The sequence below is a fragment of the Amaricoccus macauensis genome (assembly GCF_049800915.1).
GTDB classification, from domain to species: Bacteria; Pseudomonadota; Alphaproteobacteria; order Rhodobacterales; family Rhodobacteraceae; genus Amaricoccus; species Amaricoccus macauensis_A.
Window position 1 is genome coordinate 68,716 of sequence record NZ_JBNAFY010000009.1, and the last position, 17,091, is coordinate 85,806.

The window sequence follows — 17,091 nt, forward strand, 5'->3', positions numbered from 1 at the left end:
AACCTCTCGGAAACCGGGTGGGTTCTAGAGCGGTGTCTTAGGCGATTTCTGGAACGGAGAACAAGGCACGTGGGCCAGAATGGCCTGATCAGCTCGCTCATCGAGGCGCAGCGCCGGAATTATCCGCTCTGGGTGCCGGTCTTTCTCGGTATCGGCATAGGGTTCTATTTCGTTCTTCCGGCAGAGCCTCAGGGCTGGATGCTGGTGGCCTTGGGCGTTCTGATCCTGATCGGTATCGGATCGCTGCTCCAGGCGGGGCACCTGGCACGGGTGCTCATAATGGCCGCGATCTTGCCCTGTGTCGGGCTCGAGCTGGCCGCCTGGCGCACGGCAAGGCTCGCGGCGCCTGTTCTCGAACGACCCATGAACGTCAACGTCGAGGGGCGTATCGTGGGGCTGGACCGCTCAGCGAGTGACCGGCCGCGCGTGCTGCTCGATCGCGTGGTCCTGCACGGGGTGGAGCCGAAGCTTACGCCGGTGCGGGTTCGCATCTCGCTCGAGAAGGACACGGATCCGGCGGTGCTGCAGCCGGGGTTGCGCATTCTTGGCTATGCGCGGCTCTCTCCGCCCGCGGCCCCTGCGGAGCCGGGCGGATTCGATTTCCGCCGCTATGCCTGGTTCAAGGAAATCGGCGCGGTTGGCTATACCCGCACGCCCTTCGTCGAGCGCTGGAGCGAGGGGGGTGGTTGGCGGCAGTGGATCTTCAAGACCCGAATCTGGCTCTCGCGCGGCATCCAGAGGGCTCTTCCCGGCAGGAAAGGCGGATTTGCTGCGGCGATCCTGACCGGAGATCGATCGGGGGTGAACCCAGGGGATCTCGTGGCGCTGCGACAGTCGAACCTCGCGCACCTGCTGGCGATCTCCGGGCTTCACATGGGACTTCTTGCCGGTTTTGTCTTCGCGCTGGTGCGCTACGGCCTTGCCCTGGTACCCCGGGTAGCGCTCTATCATCCGACCAAGAAATACGCGGCTGTCGCGGCGCTTTGTGCGGGGGCGGCCTATCTCGGGCTTTCGGGGGCCAGTATCGCAACCCAGCGTGCCTTCATCATGACGGCGGTCGTGCTGGTGGCGGTGTTGCTTGACCGACCGGCCTTGACGTTGCGGGCCGTGGCACTTGCGGCGGTGATCATTCTCATACGTGCGCCAGAGAGCCTGACGGAGGCCGGGTTTCAGATGTCCTTTGCCGCCACGACGGCGCTGATCGCGGCTTACGAATGGCTGCGGCGGCAGGGCTGGTGGCGAGAGACGCAAACCGATGTGCGCTGGCGGTTTGCACGACCGGTGATTGGCGTGGCTGCGACGTCTTTTGTCGCTGGCGCCGCGACAGCTCCCATTTCCGCGTTTCATTTCAACATGATGTCGCAATATGGCCTGATCGCGAACATCCTCGCCGTGCCTGCGATGGGGCTTCTGGTGATGCCTGCGGGTGTCATCGCGGGGCTTCTCGCGCCACTTGGCCTGGCTGTCATTCCGCTTTGGGTCATGGGAGCCGGGATCGACTATATCCTGCAGGTCGCGAGTTTCGTCTCGGGTCTCGAAGGCTCTGTACGCGCGATTCCGGCAGGCCCGACAGCCGCTCTGTCGCTGATTTGCCTGGGCGGGATCTTTGCCGTACTCTGGATCGGGAAGGGCCGCGGGCTGGCGCTGCTGCCCATTCTGGCGGGCGTGGTGCTGTGGGCGGGGGCGGAGCGGCCGGATGTGCTGATTGCGGAGAATGGCCGGCTTTTCGGTGTTTGGACGCCTGCGGGACGGGTGGTCAACTCGGAGAAGGGCAACAGTTTCGCCGCCTCGATCTGGCTCGGGAACGACGGCGATGCGGCCCCGCAGGCGGAGGCGTATGCCCGGGCAGCGATGGAGCGCAGACGGGGCTTCGCCGCGGTCGACCTGCCGGGGCAGGCGGGAAGGATGGTCTATCTCGGATCGCGGCAACCACCTGAAAATGCGCATGAAATCTGCGGACAGGCCCGGATACTGCTTGCGCCGTCCTGGTGGGACAGGCCGCAGGGAAACTGCTTCTTCGTGGGAGCCTCGGAGCTGCGGAGACAGGGCTCGCTGGCGATCCGGCTTGGCAGTTCGGGCCTCGAAGTGGAGGGTGCGCGGACGGTCTCGCGCGGGCGGCCCTGGACCGGCAACTGACGCGGATTCCGGCAATTTCCGCGATACACAAACGATATGCATTTGATATGCATTCCATATGCATAAAACTCTGCCTCCGAGCCGATCGGCAGACTTGAATCGCGGGGCAAAATGAACTAAGTTTATTAAACTAAGTTCGGATGCCGATAGCCATGAAAACCGTCAATATCCATCAGGCCAAGACCCACCTCTCCCGGCTCATCGAGGAAGCCCTGGGCGGTGAAGCCTTCGTGATCGCCAAGGCGGGCAAACCGCTGGTGAAGGTGGTGGCGCTTGAACCCGAGAGCGGCAAGCGCTCGCGGCTGGGGTTTCTCGAAGGCCGGGTTGCCGTGCCGGATGATTTCGACACGATGGGGGCCGTTGAAATCGAGGCGATGTTCTCGGGCAAGCCTTGAAACTGCTCTACGACACGCATCTGCTCCTCTGGGCCGCGGGGTTTCCGGGCCGTTTGCCGGCCCGCGCGCGCGAGACGCTTGAAGACCCGGAAGTGCAGCCGGTGTTCAGCGCCGCGAGCATCTGGGAAATCGCGATCAAACAGGCGCTCGGGCGCGCGGATTTCCGGGCCGAGCCGCAGGAACTGCGGCGTGGATTGCTCGAGAACGACTATGAGGAACTGGCGATCGACGGGCGCCATGCAGCGGCGGTCGGGGGCTTGCCTTCGATCCACGGCGACCCGTTCGACCGGATGCTGATTGCCCAGGCGCAGGTGGAGGGCATGCGGCTTCTCACCTCCGACCGTATCCTGGGGGAGTATCCCGGACCGGTGGAGGTGGTTTGAAGTTGTCTCGACACGTCAGTTGCCGAATGAGGCCGTGCTGTATGGTCTCGCGCAATGGGCGAAACAGTTGTCTTTCTCGGAGGAACATAGGGCCTGCACCGCCCGTCATGCCGGAGACACGCCGCCATGAGATCGCACACCTTTGGTGCGACGAGGCGGACGGTCGCAGGCCCGGCGGTGCTTGCGCACCTTGCTCCGGGCCAGGGCGTCAGATTTCGTGCGGTGAAATGAGACCGGTTTGCGCGCAAGACGGCCTCAAATAGCCTTCCAACCGCAATTATGGCGAAAACAAAATGTGCCGCCTCCGTTCGGAAGCGGCACTGAGAACGATGTGTGATCCCTGAGACCAATGTGCTTCGGAGTGTCCCGAACATCCCGTTCGAGGTCCAATTCACAATGGTACCGCATTTCACGAGACCACACCTTACTCGCCGGGCTGCCAACCATATTCCGGAGCGTCATGTTCCGAGGCATTTCGCGAACCTAGATATTGCCCTCGAGGAAACTTTTCGATGCTTTCTCATGCCCTTCAAATGCGGCGGGATGGCTGGCAATAGCCCGCCCCTTCAGGTCGAAGCGCCCAAATCCTGGCGCAACTGCAGAAGACAGATCAGCCGTGCGGTCGGTCTTGGCGCGCTCCAATATGGACAGGCGGAATTTCGCTCGTTAGGTTTGACGCATAAATTTAGCCGGGGTGAGGCGATGTATATTGAGGGGTCAATCGGCCCCGATGTTCTCGATGGAACATCGGATGCTGACCAGATTCACGGACTGGAAGGCGGAGATCTTATTCTCTCAGGCGTGTCCGTCGTCAGATGATCTGGAACACGAGCGGCTAATGTATAGCGGAGGCTCTGGCTCGTTGATGGTTCAGTCTATGCCGCGGTCTGACGGTGCAGCAAGCGGCGCTTCTTGATCGTCTGCGCTTTGATCTCCTTTCTTCGTTTGAGGATGGCTTCTGCCCTGCCGAGGTAGACATCGGCAGGCGTCAGGTTGCCCAAGCTCTCGTGGTAGCGGTGGTTGTTGTAGTGGTCGACGAAGCCGGCGATGGCCTCCTCGAGCGCACCGGGCAGGTAGTAGTTCTCGAGCAGGATGCGGTTCTTCAGTGTCTGGTGCCACCGCTCGATCTTGCCTTGGGTCTGGGGATGGTTCGGGGCGCCGCGGACGTGGTCCATGCCTTGCTTCTCGAGCCATTCGGCGAGATCACCGGAGATGTAGGACGATCCGTTGTCGCTGAGCAGGCGCGGACGATGGGCTACCATTGCGCTGTCGCATCCTGAGGCGGCCAAGGCATCCTCCAGGGTCGATGTGACATCCCCGGCGCGCATCGTTGTGCAGATGCGCCAGGCGACAATGTAACGGCTGTAGTCATCAAGGATGGTCGAGAGGTAGAACCAGCCCCAGCCGATGACCTTCAGATAGGTAAAGTCGGTCTGCCAGAGCTGGTTCGGCCGGGTCGTCTTCTCATGGAACTCATCCGCCGCCTTGATCACCGCGAAGGCCGGGCTCGTGACGAGGTCGTGGGCCTTCAGGAGCCTGTAGACGCTGGCCTCTGAGACGAAGTAGTGCTTCGTATCAGTAAACCGGACGGCCAGCTCGCGCGGCGACAGCTCGGGCGCGTCGAGGGCCAGGTCCACGATCTGACGGCGTACGGCGTCCGGGATGCGGTTCCAGACCCGACCAGGCCGCGAGGGCTGGTCCTCGAGACCGGCCTCTCCCAGGGAGATGTAGCGGTCATACCATCGGTAGAACGTGGTCCGCGGAATGCCGAGCATCTCCAGTGTACGCTTCACCGCGAAGTGCGACCGCTCGACGATGCGGATCTTCTCCTCCGCGCTGAACTGCCGCCGGGTCTTCCGACGGATGTCTTTGACGACCTTCTCCGCCGCCCCATGCGATGTCCCGGATCTCTGTCTCATCTTCACTCTTTGACGGTTCAGATGAGCCAGAAATCCTCCGTTGCTCAATTACGCAGATCTGTCCCATGGGTGCTGATGCCGGACAATTTCTCGGGCTGGACTGGTTCGAGCACGATTTCGGCAATGTCGAGTATGATGCGCCGGAGTTCGACAATGCCATGGGCGTGCGGGGGCTCCATAGGGTTTCGGGGCCGGTGAGGTCTTCTGAGCGCCCCACCGTGCTACCGCCGGATCTGTTTGAAAAGTTTGCGGGTTATACGTTCTGGGACGATGCAAGGGGAACGAAAGCTTGGCGTATCGCGCAAGAGCGGAAAACCTCGAGCGGCTAGCTGAGGATCCTGAAATTACTGGCACCGCCGCGCGAGATCATAGCTCCGCGTATCAGGTGCCTGCTCAACATGAGTTGATCAATGTATACCCAACCGGACTTCGGTCGCGATTTACGATAGTTTAGTTGCTGCCGTCTGATTGGGACTGTCTTCCCGAGGCACCGTTGTGCCCATGAACGGCGTTGTTCATGTCGTAAATGGCGGGATCGTATGAGCCCCAGCAGATTGAGGTCAATCTTTCGCCAGAAACCACTGAGGCGATCCGACGCTGGCGGGGGTCTATGGAGTCAGGAACCGATCATCAGCATCGGTAGGGTTCACTGGGCTCAACGATGCTTATCAATGCAACTTTCTATAGTTCATTAATTTTGCACAATAATCAGCACATCGGACTGAGAAAAAGGCGATCTGCTCAATTACAATGCCGTTCGGCGGCATATTTCGCCAAAAATAAGCAATGGTGCCACCAGCCATCACAAGAAGCTTACTGCTGTTCACTGGGTATTATACCAGCAAGCCATAAAGCATCAGTCTGAATTATACCTCTTAGATAGCCGGCACTGCAGCCCTGCCATCATGGTTCTTGCCCGCATAATTTGAGTGCAAATGATCGAATTGCTTGTCCTGTTACTGAGTTGGCACGGAAATTGCTGTGTATAATTTTACTCATATTAAATTTCTCGCGCCTGCTGCTGCTCCGGCCATACGCGCATCACCAGAAAGGGCTTCCATGGATAAATCGACGCTCATCCTCTCAGGAGGACTGACTCGAGAATTGGGTTTCTTGCTCATGATCGGCGTGGGGATCGTCTTCCTCGGCATCGCATACATGATTAAACGCAAACTCGTACGAAACACCCATGATTTCATCATCTCGAACCGCAAGATCGGTCTGGGCTTTGGAGTTGGGTCCGTCGTTTCCGTCTGGACCTGGGCGATGGCCGTGATGATGAGCACTGCAATGACATACCAATGGGGACTTTCTGGTCTCTTTTGGTTCGTTGTTCCAAACGGACTTGCTGTCATGGCCATGGTGCCGTTGGCCAAGATGCTCAAGAAGCGAATGCCGGCGGGCTATACTATAAGCCAGTTCATCTACAACCGGTTCTCGTATTCGAAGGTCGCTGCCGGTGTTGTCACCGTGACAATGATCTTCGGTATCCTACTCGAAATCCTGATCAATCTGAAGGGTACGTCGGTGGTAATGTCCATCGTCTTCCCTATCGATTGGCGGATCGCAACCCTGCTGACCGTGGTCGTCGTGCTGGGATACTCCTATTTCGGCGGGTTGTGGACCAGCGTCATGACCGGAACAATCAATACGTGGATGATCACCGTTCCGGCCGCAATCGTAGTCGTCGCGGCATTCGGCATGATCGACGGTGGAGCAGGGACGGTTCTCGATGCGGTGCGGGCCGACGATACTACCAATCTCTCAATTTTCGAAGCTGATGCGGCAGCCGGTTTCGGTATCACGCTTGCCTTCGGACTGCTTGCCGCGACCGTTGCCGATCAGACTTTCTGGCAGAAGGTCTGGGCGATACGCCCGAGCCAGGTGGGCCGCACCTTCCTTTGGTCCGGACTGCTTTTCTACCCGATTCCGATCTGCCTCGGAATGCTTGGCCTCATAGGTATCGGCTATGGTCTCGTGCCCGACGACTTCGGCGGCGACATCATCGCGGTCGGGCCATACATCATCTCGCATATTGGCCTGCCAATGGTGCTGATTATCGCCTATGTCCTGGCAATTCTTGCCGCATGCTACTCCACAGTGGACGGAGCAAGCTCGGCGCTCTCCTCGATCGTCGCTATCGATCTGGTCAAGCGCTTCCGCCCCAAGACGTCTGAAGCCGCTCTCTTCTACATCACCAAGCTTTCGATGCTGATAGGCGGCATAGTGGCAGCGATGATCGTCCTCTCCGGCGTCGACTTCACGTCGCTTGTACTGACAACCTATGCTCTCAAGACCGCAATTCTCCTACCTCTGGTTCTCGCGATCATCTGGCAGCGCACCAACACGATCGGCTTCGTCGGTGGGGTTGTGCTTGCAATTCTTATCGGCATGCCGATCCGGTCGTTCTATGGCGAATTGATCGGAACCCTTTCGATCCTCTCGATCAGCGGTGGTGTGGTGGTACTCGCCGGTCTGCTCGGCGGAGCGAAGTTCGAAATGGAAGACCTCGAACTCAGCCAGGCTGCACGCCTCGAGAGCTGACATTCCGCCCGGCGTCGCGCGACCTCGCCGGGTATTCCCCGCTGATCAAAAGGAAATCTGATTCAATGACACCGCTCATGCTCTTCTTCGTCGCCTGCGGCATCGGCGCAACGCTGCTCTTTGTCGCCGGATATCTCCGCGGCGTACGCGTCGCCCTTCGCTCCTGCAATGATGATCGAATAGAAACCGATACCTCAGGCGACCTGACGGCCTACTGGTGGAAGATCGGCATTGGAGTCTTGGCTGCGTCTGCCCTCATCTTCCTGGCCGGGACGTCACCCATCTTCGTCTATGCCGCGCCATTCATGGCCATCATGACAGCTGCCGCGAACGGGCTTGCCTTCTTCGTGGAGAAGCTGCCGGAGGATTGGGAATGAGCCTTTCGAATACCGCATGCAGCAGCGCCTCCGGCGCTGCTGCAACGGCCGCTCGCGGTCAGGCCCCAATGACCTTCGGAATCTGGCTTCCGGTGTATGGAGGATGGCTCCGCTCACTCGACATTCCTGCCGAACCCGATGTGGCCAGTTGCGTGGCCGTTGCCCAACAGGCGGAAGCTCTCGGATTCGATTTCCTCTATGCTTCCGAAAACCTTCTTAATTGCATCCACGGCCCCAGCACCAATGTCATAGACGCTTGGAGCCTGCTTTCAGCCATTGCAGGTTCGACCAGCCGCATCGGGCTCTGCGGCGCTGTTAAGCCCGGGTTTAGATCGCCACTTCTGGTGGCACGCATGATCGACACGATCACCCGCATTGCTCGTCGGCCCGTATCGCTCAACGTGGTTTGCGGCTGGTGGCAGGACGAGTTCCACCTCGCGGATGTCGACTGGCTGGATCACGGCCGCCGTTATGATCGCGCAGAAGAATTCCTTCGGACCATCAATTGCCTGTTCGATCCGGAGATTGATCGATCATTTTTCAACAGCTTGCTGGAAGAGGAAGCGTTTCACCAAGGCAGCGGAATCTACGGAAGCCCCGCAGCGAAAGACCGCCCGCATACATTCGGCCTAAGCAAGAAAAACTGTCCGGCCATCTGGATCGCGGGCCAGTCCTCGCGCGCCGTGAGCATGACCGCTGCCTGGGGAGACTGCCTGTTCATCAATGGCATGAGTGACAGCGCACTTTCCGGCAAGATCGCTGAGGCCCGTCAGGTTGCAGGACGTTGGGGAAGAGACATCGACATGGCAGTCAACGCCTACGTCATCGCGACGGAGGAACCGGATCAGGCGGTTCGGCGTCGCGAAAAGGTGGTTCAGGACCGCAATGACGCAACCATCGCTTATTTCCGGGAGATCATGAGCCAGTCCGGAGCAAGTACATGGTGCGGCCTGAGTGACGAGGAAATGGTCGACTCCAATGCCGGATTCAACGCGGGCCTCATCGGTAGCTTCGATGAAATACGCCGGAGGCTCTCGCAACTCAGGGAAATCGGTATCAACCGCGTCGTTTGCCAGTTCGACGACCCAATGCGCGATGCCGGCCCGTTCATGAAACGCGTTGTCGAGCCCTTCCAAGCCGATTGCGCTGCCGAAGCAGAAGCCGAACCAGCCCGATAACAGCTCCCATCGTGGCGCTCCGAACCCAGCAATATCATCAGGGAAACAATCCGAATGACACCTTCAGAGAAGAAAAAGGCCCACCTGCTCGGCTTCATTCAGCATGGGGTCAACAGCCATGCCACCGGAATGTGGCGGAACCCGACGGACAAGATCGGCTATCATTTCTCTCGACCGGAATACTGGCAGCACATGGGTCGGACGATGGAGCGCGGCCTATTCGATGCAATGTTCATTGCCGACGAGCTCGCCCCCTACACAACCTACGAAGGTAGTTCGGACGCCACGGTGAAATACGCTGTGCAATGCCCGACGCATGAACCGTCGACGATCGTTCCAATCATCACCTCCGCAACAAAGAACCTCGGGGTAGGGGTAACTCTTTCGACCATGTTCACCCACCCTTATGCGATGTGTCGACTGCTCTCGAGTCTCGATCACCTCTCAAATGGGCGTGTGGCCTGGAATATCGTCAGTTCATACTCCAAGAGCGAATGGGAGGCGTATGGTCACGAGGACATGACCCCTCGGTCTGAGCGATACGACCGAATGGATGAGTATATCCGGCTTTGCTGCGAACTATGGGATTCATGGGAGCCCGAAGCAATCGTCGCTGACAAGGCCACTGGGGTCTACGCCGATCCGTCCAAGGTGAAAGTCATCGACCACGATGGGAAATACTTCAAGTGCCGCGGACGGCATTTCTGCTCGCCCTCACCTCAGCAGCGTCCGGTATTCTGGCAGGCGGGATCTTCCGGCCGGGGTCGCGACTTCGCGGCCGAATTCGCAGAAGCGATCTTTGCCGTGCATCCCGGGGTGGAGCGGATGCGCGAATACGCCGACGATCTGAACGACCGTATCATCAACAAGTTCAATCGCCCTGCCGGCAGCGTGAAGCTGATCTACGGCGTGCAAACCGTTGTGGCTCAGACACGCCAAGAAGCTCAGGAAAAATATGAACGTATCCGGTCTTGCATTCCGCTCGAAGGCGCACTGGCCTGGATATCGGGTCACTTCGGTCTCGATTTTTCGAAGATGGATCTCGACGAAAACATCAAGAACCTCGAAGTTCCGGGTATCCAGGGACTTTTCGAATCCATCATCTACGCTAAGGATCCGAAGGGCGAGCAGCCTGTTACGGTTCGAGAAGCCGCGCTCATCTACGCACAGGGCATGGGAATGCCCGTCCTCTGCGGAACTGCTTCCGACATAGCCGACCAGCTTGAGGTGTTTATGGACGAGGGAGGCGCAGACGGCTTCATGCTCGCGGCCACCTATACGCCGGGATGCTTCGAGGAATTTGTCGATATGGTCGTGCCCGAACTTCAACGTCGCGGCAGATACCGCACGTCATATGCTGGCCCAACCCTTCGCGAGAATCTGCTGCAGGAGTAGGCACCATGACCATACGAACTTCTTGCGAACTTGCGAGCACCGCGCGCGCCAAGAACGCGGCCCTTACCGAGGAGACTTACCGGGCCGGCATGGCCCGGCTTGCCGGTGCTGTGAACATCGTCACAACCGATGGACCTGCCGGAAAAGCCGGCTTCACCGCCACAGCCGTTTGCAGTGTCTGTGCCGAACCACCAACCCTGCTGGTCTGCGTGAACGCGAACAGTACCGCAGGCCCCGTGTTCTCCGCGAACAACACCATCGCAGTCAACACCCTGACACCGATGCAAGAAAGGCTTGCGCGGATATTCGGTGGCCAACTCCCGATGTCGCAACGGTTCGAGGACGGAGAGTGGTGTGCCGGCGAGAGCGGTGCTCCTCTATTGAAGGATAGTTTGGTGTCGTTTGATTGTGAGGTTACGAGATCCGTTGGAATGGGCACCCACGCTGTCCTGTTTGCGCGTGTCCGAAGTGTGATCATCGGCAGAGACTCGAAGGCCAGCGTCTACTACGCGCGCCGGTTCCACGAAATTGGGGAGCCGGCATGAACATGGTCCAGTTTCGATCCAGTGCCTTAACGCCAGTCATGGCAGAATTGATGGCCCAACGTTCGGTCACCATGATCGACCAGCGGCGGAACCGTGGGTTCTTCGTTTGCCCCGCGGGGCAGATGCAGGCGGAGGAGGTAAACTTCATGGCAAAGGAGGGCAAAAGCCTCGTCTGCCTCGCGCTCCCCGCCTCGACAATTGCTGACCTGGGTCTCCCGCTTATGGCCGAGCGACATCGTACTAATGGCGAGTGGCGTCACGCCATTTCGATTGAGGCGAGAAACGGAATCACCACGGGGATTTCCGCGGCCGAGCGAGCACACACGATACGAACGGCCGTAGAGCCGGGAGCATCGGGCGGCGAAATTGTCTCGCCCGGGCATGTCTTCCCCGTCTGCCCTCCGGCCAATGCCGCCCCGCTGGATGATCCGATTGGGGCAATGCTGTCGCTCGTTCGCAAGGCTGTCGGCCTCGAAGCCGCGGCATTCTGTATCATCATGGGTGCAGACGGATCGGTCGCTTCGAGCACAGAAGCCCTGAAATTTAGCAAGGCCCTCGGACGTCAAGCCATCAGCCTCGATGAGGCTCTGGCTCCGACATTGGGTGCCCCAGTGGAAGGCCAAGAAACCTCATTCGGTTTCAATTGCTTGACAACTCCGGGATAAAATCCGCTGTCTTGGGTCGAGTGGCATTCTGCGGGAGCGGTCGTTTGGCATACAAAGGCTCAATGACTTTTGAACAGCTTCGGGTCTTCGTCGAGGCCGCGCGCTACGGCAATTTCACCTTTGCTGCACGGGCACTGGGCCTCAGTCAGGCTGCAGTCAGCATGGCGGTTCGCCGTCTGGAAGAGCAGCACGAAGTGACCCTCTTTGACCGTTCATCCCGGAACCTCGCCCTGACCGAAGCCGGCCAGACGCTTCTAGGCGAGGCAGAGCGTATACTGCGAGACCTTGAGCTTACTTCCCTCAGGTTGGAAAGCTTTCGAAGCGCGGATCGTCGCGTTCTGATCATCGCCTGTACACGGAATGCATACAACTACTGGCTTTCAGGAGTGGCCACACATCTCAGGGGGCGGCGGGACGACTCCAGAATAGAGCTCATCTGCGGCTCAGCGGAGGATGTCGCAGCTTGGGTTCTGCGGGGCACGGCCGATGCAGGTGTGAGCGAGAGCAACCCCGGTCATCCCATGTGCCGGTATTTCGGCGTCTTTAGGGATTGCCTGATAGTCGGCGCCACTCCCGACCTCGCGGCCCAACACCCCCGCCTATCCACTTGGACGGACATCCAACGAGTTGGACCAATCCTTGCCGAGAGTGGAACCGACCTTTCACCTGTGTTGCAAACGGCATTGGAAAAAGAACAAATCGACACGCGCCGCATGCTGCATAGAGATATCCGCCTCGAATCAAGCGAAGCGGTTGTCACCGCAGCGCTCGAAGGCCGGTATCCGGCGTTAGTCTCGGAAACCGTAGCGAAACCGTACCTCGATGCCGGCCGGATTGTCCGCATCGGCCCTGCGCCCATCGTATTCGACTACTGGTGTTTCGGCCTCCAGCCCTACGATATTGAGCCACTCGCGACACTTGTATCACGGACATCACGAAAGATGCGCAACGCAGGCTGAAAACTAAGATTAGTCGATCAACATGAGGTTGATAATATTCCCAATGCCGAAAGGGTTTCAATACTCGCTAGACATTGCGCTTTGCCATGGGATCTAACCTCAGCCATGCGCATGAGACGATCCGGAGGTCTTTTCTACATGTCCGGGCTGGACGGCGAAGTGCGGTTAATGTCCCCCATCGAGCTTGACACCCGCAATTGCCCAAGGATTTGGCGTGTGGTTGACCAGCGGCGCAGTCTAATAGCGCCGGTCTTGCCGGATCCGTTCACTTTGGCCTCATTTTTTGCCTCTTCAGGCCGAGTCATCCCATGAGCGCCCGACGCTTGTGGAAGATGAGGCGATCGAAATTACGGGCGAGATTGGCGAGGGTCAGTCTTGTTTCGGCACGGGCGAGACCGATGGTGCGAATAAAGAGCCCGAAGCGGGTCTTCTGATGTGCGAAGACGTGCTCGATGCGCGCCCGGATAGCCGACTTCTTCGCGTTGGCGCGCTGTTGCCTGCGGCATCGGTTTTCCCGCCGACCTGCGTCGATGAATACGGCTCGTAAGCATTCTGCTTGCCAGCCACTTATTGTTTCGTTGCAATCGATATGCGCTGTCGGCCCAGACCTCCGACAAGGCGTTGTCAGTTGTCACCCGGGTTGCGGAGCATGCGACCGTCGGCGGCAGAGGCCGAAGTGACGGCGCTCTCACTGATGAAACCACAGCGCCGGTCGATGGCGATATGGCTCTTGTAGCCGAACACCGGCGTGGCGATCTGCGGAAGGGGCGTGCCGTCAGGCCGATACCGCACTTTCCCGCCGTCTTTCAGCGTCCAGCGCGCACTGGTATCCTTCTGGGCTGTCTTGTTCGGCTCGTCGGGCCAGATCTCGGCAGCGGTCTTGCCCGCCTTGATGACATCCATTTTCACGTCGGTGTTGCGCCGCTTGGGTGCAGGCACCAGGCTGGCATCCACGATCTGTCCTGACATCGGGATGTCGCCCTTCTTCTTCATTTGCCGGTCGAAGGCCTTCATTCCCCGCTTCAGTGTGCCGGTCTCGGTCAGCCGGTTCCGGAAGTGCCGGATCGTGTTCTCGTCCGGTGTTGGCCCGCCAAGGTCGAACCCCGGGAACCGCATCCACGACAGACGGTCGCGGATCATGACCTCCATCCGCGCATCACTCAGAGTGTGCTGGGCCTGCAGGATCAGCGCCTTTAACAGTGAGGCCCCGAACGCGATCCGTCCGAGTGAGCGGGCCGAACACCGGATCAAACGGAGGTCGACCGCCCTTGCTGCCGGCTCCATACCCGAGACCTTCCACGAGCCAACCGCGGAAACACTCAATATCCACCGTCGCATCGAGCACCTCGAGCGGATCGCCGTGCTTGCTCATATCCTCCAGGTGATCAGACAATCAAAAAAGTCATCTTTGCTCCATCAGCCCGCTCCCCATGCCGATGAAACCAGTGAATCACATCAGCCTCGCAAACGGGAGGGTTATTGCGGGCCGGTGCAGCTGACAGCTTGATGGCCATGGTCGAAATGGGGCTTTTCTGCCGATCAAGTGGCGTACATTCAGTATGACAACTCCAGATATCTTATCTGACGAATTGTCTGGCGATGGTCCGATCCGGGGCGGCGAGACGGACGCAACAATTTCACTTCTGCGCGAAACTTGAACGAAACATGATCCGAATGGTCATGTGCTGTTCAATTGGGCAACTTGTGCGGGTCAGATCCGTTCCGGGAGGCGGATGGGGTGACAGCCCTGCCCGAATAGGCAAAAGGTTAGGAGTTAAACAAACCCATCAATTAACGTTGTAGGTCGAGGGGCAATCGTGACGACTGCAGTCGAAGAAAAGGTATCCGCACCCGCAAGCGAAGAAGATGAGGCGATCCGGTTTCTCGGCCGGCTTCTTGGCCGGATTCTGCATGCTCAGGAAGGCGGCCTGGCCTACGAGACGGTGGAGGAGATCCGGCGGGCTTCGGTTGAGTTGCACCGCACCGGTGACGAGGCGGCCTATGAGCGGCTGCATGATACCATCGTATCGCTGCCCGAGGACCTGACCGTTCAGGTGCTGCGCGCGTTCACCTATTTCCTGCACCTGCTCAACATTGCGCAGGACGAGCAAACGCTGATCGACCACCGCAAGACCTCCGGCGAGACGCTTTCGAACACGATCGGTGCCGCGCAGGCCGCGGGCTTCACCGATACCCAGATCGCGGGGTTCTTTCGCTCGGCGCTGGTGAGTCCGATCCTCACCGCGCATCCGACCGAGATCCGCCGCCAGAGCATCATGCGGGCGGAATTCGAGATCTCGCGGCTGCTCGACGAGCGCACGCGCGCGCAGCTCGTGGGACGCGACTGTTCCGAGATCGAGAAGGGGATCGAGCGGGAGATCGAGACGCTCTGGCAGACGCACCTGTTGCGAACCTCGAAGCTCAGCGTCGCGGACGAAATCAAGAACAGCCTGGGCTATTACGACCATACCTTCTTCAGCGCGGTGCCGAAAGTGCAGGAGACGCTCCTGAAGGCACTGAGCAAGACCACCTTCGGCTATGACTTCCCGGCCTTCCTGCGCGTCGGCACGTGGATCGGCGGCGACCGCGACGGCAACCCCTTCGTCACCGACGCCATCCTGCGCGAGTGTTTCCGGCTCCAGGCCGGCCACGCGCTGCGCCACTACCTCGACGAGGTTCACCGGCTCGGGGCGGAGCTGTCGATGTCAACGCGCATCGTGCAGGTCAGCGAGGAAATGCAGGCGCTGGCCAATGCCTCGCCTGACACCTCGCACCACCGGATGGACGAGCCCTATCGCCGGGCGCTGATCGGCATCTATGCCCGCCTGGCCGCAACGCTTGCCGATGTCGATCCCGGTGCGCGCCCGGCGCGGACGACGATCGATCCCAAGGCCGGGCCGGGGCAGGGCGCGCCCGAGGCAGAGCCCTATGCGCGGGTCGAGGACCTTCTGCGCGAGCTCGATATCATCGACCGCTCGCTGCGCTCGCATCACGCCGTCGCCGTCGCGGACGGACGGCTTCTCGGTCTGCGCCGCAAGCTCAAGAGCTTCGGCTTCCATCTCGCCAGCGTCGATCTGCGGCAGAACTCGGCCATCCACGAGGCCACCGTGGCAGAGCTCTTCGAGGCGATCGCGCCGGGCACGGACTATCTCGCGATGGACGAGGCGGCGCGGGTGGCTGTACTGCGCGAGGAGCTAAACTCGCCGCGCGCGCTGATCCGGCCGCACTGGACCTACTCGGAGAAGACGGCCGGGGAGCTTGCGGTCTTCCGGACCGCGAGGCAGATCATCGACCGCTTCGGCCCCAAGGCCATCGTGACCTCGATCATCTCGAACGCCCAGTCGGTCTCCGACGTGCTGGAGCTCTGCGTGCTCCTGAAGGAGGCGGGCATCCTCTCGCTTGAGGGCAAGTGCTCGGTCGCCATCGCGCCGCTCTTCGAGACCATCGCCGACCTGCAGAACGGTCCGGGAATCATGAAGGCGCTGTTCGAGATCCCGGAATACCGTCGCATCGTCGACGGTCAGAAGGACGAGCAGGAAATCATGCTCGGCTATTCGGACAGCAACAAGGATGGCGGCCTCGTCACCTCGAGCTGGGAGCTTTTCAAGGCCGAGCGTGCGCTGGTGGACCTCTTCAAAGCGGAGAAGATCCGGCTGCGCCTGTTCCATGGCCGGGGCGGTTCCATCGGGCGCGGCGGCGGGCCGGCCCGCGAGGCGATCATCGCCCAGCCGCCGGGCGCTGTCGATGGCCAGATCCGACTGACCGAACAGGGCGAGGTGATCTCGTCGCGCTACTCGCATTCCGAGATCGGCTATGCGCATCTGGAGACACTGGTCTCGGCAACGCTCGAGGCGACGCTGATGCCAGCGGCCGAGGAATCGATCGACGAATATGCGGCGGTCATGGATGCGATGTCGGATTTTGCCTTCCGGGCCTACCGCAGCCTCGTCTTCGAGACCGAAGGTTTCGAGGAGTTCTTCTGGTCCTCGACGGTGATCAGCGAGATCGCCTCGCTCAACATCGGCTCGCGGCCCGCATCACGCGGCAAGACGCGGGCGATCACTTCGCTTCGCGCGATCCCTTGGGTCTTTTCCTGGGCGCAGTGCCGGATCATGCTTCCGGCCTGGTACGGGTTCGGCTCGGCGGTGGCTCAGTTGTGCGAGGCGAATGACGACCCCGAGGGGCTGCAGCTTGCCGCGCTCTACGAGGGCTGGCCCTTCTTCCACGCGATGGTCTCAAAGATCGACCTGATGATCGGCAAGAGCGATCTGGCCATGGCGGCGCGCTATGCCGACCTCTGCGAGGACCGCGAGATCCGCGACCGGATCTTCGGCCAGATCACCAACGAATGGAATCTGACAGTCAAGGCGTTGGAGATGATCACCGGCTCCTCGCCGGTCGAGCGCAACCAGTCGGGCGAGGTGAAGGCCAAGATGCGCCACCGCACCCCCTATCTCGACCCGCTCAACCACATTCAGGTTGAACTCCTGAAGAAGGTGCGGCTTTCGGGCACGGACGAGATCTCGGAAAAGACCCAACGGGGCATCCTGCTCTCGATCAACGGCGTCGCCTCGGGGCTGCGAAATACTGGCTAG

General features: G+C 60.0%; 14 protein-coding genes and 1 pseudogene. 13 read left to right on the plus strand and 2 right to left on the minus strand.

What is annotated here, in order from left to right:
• The first annotated feature begins 69 nt into the window (after nucleotides 1–69).
• The 3 genes from ACP15W_RS19085 (at nucleotide 70) to ACP15W_RS19095 (ending at nucleotide 2,914) form a co-directional block, all read left to right on the plus strand.
• The gene (locus ACP15W_RS19085) at nucleotides 70–2,136 is read left to right on the plus strand and encodes a ComEC/Rec2 family competence protein (protein ID WP_424934538.1); all 2,067 of its coding nucleotides are present in this window, start codon (nucleotides 70–72) and stop codon (nucleotides 2,134–2,136) included.
• A 152-nt stretch (nucleotides 2,137–2,288) separates the two neighbouring features.
• Nucleotides 2,289–2,531: a type II toxin-antitoxin system Phd/YefM family antitoxin gene (locus tag ACP15W_RS19090; protein ID WP_424934539.1), complete on the plus strand. Its 243-nt coding sequence runs from the start codon at nucleotides 2,289–2,291 to the stop codon at nucleotides 2,529–2,531.
• Entirely contained in the window at nucleotides 2,528–2,914 is a 387-nt protein-coding gene (locus tag ACP15W_RS19095) for a type II toxin-antitoxin system VapC family toxin (protein ID WP_424934540.1), read from the plus strand. The genes ACP15W_RS19090 and ACP15W_RS19095 overlap by 4 nt, the downstream gene beginning before the upstream one ends.
• 875 nt (nucleotides 2,915–3,789) lie before the next feature.
• Here ACP15W_RS19095 and ACP15W_RS19100 read toward each other — a convergent pair.
• A pseudogene (locus ACP15W_RS19100) lies at nucleotides 3,790–4,749 on the minus strand (IS3 family transposase); the annotation flags it as partial.
• 149 nt (nucleotides 4,750–4,898) lie between these two features.
• Here ACP15W_RS19100 and ACP15W_RS19105 point away from each other — a divergent pair.
• The 9 genes from ACP15W_RS19105 to ACP15W_RS19145 all read left to right on the plus strand — a co-directional run bounded on the left by ACP15W_RS19105 (nucleotide 4,899) and on the right by ACP15W_RS19145 (nucleotide 13,043).
• Nucleotides 4,899–5,162, plus strand: a complete 264-nt coding sequence (locus ACP15W_RS19105; RefSeq protein ID WP_424934541.1) for a hypothetical protein — start codon at nucleotides 4,899–4,901, stop codon at nucleotides 5,160–5,162.
• 730 nt (nucleotides 5,163–5,892) lie between these two features.
• Nucleotides 5,893–7,377 (plus strand): sodium:solute symporter family transporter, encoded by a 1,485-nt coding sequence (locus ACP15W_RS19110; RefSeq protein WP_424934542.1) that lies wholly within the window; start codon nucleotides 5,893–5,895, stop codon nucleotides 7,375–7,377.
• 65 nt (nucleotides 7,378–7,442) lie between these two features.
• A complete protein-coding gene (locus ACP15W_RS19115; protein WP_424934543.1) occupies nucleotides 7,443–7,754 on the plus strand; it encodes a hypothetical protein in 312 nt (103 codons plus the stop codon).
• 68 nt (nucleotides 7,755–7,822) lie between these two features.
• Complete coding sequence (locus ACP15W_RS19120) at nucleotides 7,823–8,932, plus strand: LLM class flavin-dependent oxidoreductase (protein ID WP_424934544.1); 1,110 nt, start codon at nucleotides 7,823–7,825, stop codon at nucleotides 8,930–8,932.
• A 54-nt stretch (nucleotides 8,933–8,986) separates the two neighbouring features.
• Nucleotides 8,987–10,327 (plus strand): NtaA/DmoA family FMN-dependent monooxygenase, encoded by a 1,341-nt coding sequence (locus ACP15W_RS19125; RefSeq protein ID WP_424934545.1) that lies wholly within the window; start codon nucleotides 8,987–8,989, stop codon nucleotides 10,325–10,327.
• 5 nt (nucleotides 10,328–10,332) lie between these two features.
• Nucleotides 10,333–10,872 carry a flavin reductase gene (locus ACP15W_RS19130; RefSeq protein ID WP_424934546.1) on the plus strand — a complete coding sequence of 180 codons (540 nt, stop codon included), beginning with the start codon at nucleotides 10,333–10,335 and terminating at the stop codon, nucleotides 10,870–10,872.
• A complete protein-coding gene (locus ACP15W_RS19135; protein WP_424934547.1) occupies nucleotides 10,869–11,537 on the plus strand; it encodes a 3,4-dihydroxy-2-butanone-4-phosphate synthase in 669 nt (222 codons plus the stop codon). Before ACP15W_RS19130 ends, ACP15W_RS19135 begins: the two co-directional genes overlap by 4 nt.
• 62 nt (nucleotides 11,538–11,599) lie before the next feature.
• A complete protein-coding gene (locus ACP15W_RS19140; RefSeq protein ID WP_424934548.1) occupies nucleotides 11,600–12,496 on the plus strand; it encodes a LysR family transcriptional regulator in 897 nt (298 codons plus the stop codon).
• A gap of 325 nt (nucleotides 12,497–12,821) precedes the next feature.
• On the plus strand, nucleotides 12,822–13,043 hold the full coding sequence (locus ACP15W_RS19145) for a hypothetical protein (protein WP_424934549.1): 222 nt from the start codon (nucleotides 12,822–12,824) through the stop codon (nucleotides 13,041–13,043).
• Nucleotides 13,044–13,120: 77 nt separating this feature from the next.
• Here the strand turns inward: ACP15W_RS19145 and ACP15W_RS19150 are convergent, their stop codons facing one another.
• Nucleotides 13,121–13,780, minus strand: a complete 660-nt coding sequence (locus ACP15W_RS19150) for a transposase (protein WP_424934550.1) — start codon at nucleotides 13,778–13,780, stop codon at nucleotides 13,121–13,123.
• A 533-nt stretch (nucleotides 13,781–14,313) separates the two neighbouring features.
• Between ACP15W_RS19150 and ppc the strand changes: the two genes are divergently transcribed.
• The gene (gene ppc / locus ACP15W_RS19155) at nucleotides 14,314–17,091 is read left to right on the plus strand and encodes a phosphoenolpyruvate carboxylase (RefSeq protein ID WP_424934551.1); all 2,778 of its coding nucleotides are present in this window, start codon (nucleotides 14,314–14,316) and stop codon (nucleotides 17,089–17,091) included.

Bases quoted from the DNA above. Each gene is read 5' to 3' on its own strand.
- ACP15W_RS19120 (WP_424934544.1), top strand. From the start codon at position 7,823: ATGACCTTCGGAATCTGGCTTCCGGTGTATGGAGGATGGCTCCGCTCA.
- ACP15W_RS19105 (WP_424934541.1), top strand. From the start codon at position 4,899: ATGGGTGCTGATGCCGGACAATTTCTCGGGCTGGACTGGTTCGAGCAC.
- ACP15W_RS19130 (WP_424934546.1), top strand. From the start codon at position 10,333: ATGACCATACGAACTTCTTGCGAACTTGCGAGCACCGCGCGCGCCAAG.
- ACP15W_RS19150 (WP_424934550.1), bottom strand. From the start codon at position 13,780: ATGGAGCCGGCAGCAAGGGCGGTCGACCTCCGTTTGATCCGGTGTTCG.
- ACP15W_RS19115 (WP_424934543.1), top strand. From the start codon at position 7,443: ATGACACCGCTCATGCTCTTCTTCGTCGCCTGCGGCATCGGCGCAACG.
- ACP15W_RS19110 (WP_424934542.1), top strand. From the start codon at position 5,893: ATGGATAAATCGACGCTCATCCTCTCAGGAGGACTGACTCGAGAATTG.
- ACP15W_RS19135 (WP_424934547.1), top strand. From the start codon at position 10,869: ATGAACATGGTCCAGTTTCGATCCAGTGCCTTAACGCCAGTCATGGCA.
- ACP15W_RS19125 (WP_424934545.1), top strand. From the start codon at position 8,987: ATGACACCTTCAGAGAAGAAAAAGGCCCACCTGCTCGGCTTCATTCAG.
- ACP15W_RS19140 (WP_424934548.1), top strand. From the start codon at position 11,600: ATGACTTTTGAACAGCTTCGGGTCTTCGTCGAGGCCGCGCGCTACGGC.
- ACP15W_RS19090 (WP_424934539.1), top strand. From the start codon at position 2,289: ATGAAAACCGTCAATATCCATCAGGCCAAGACCCACCTCTCCCGGCTC.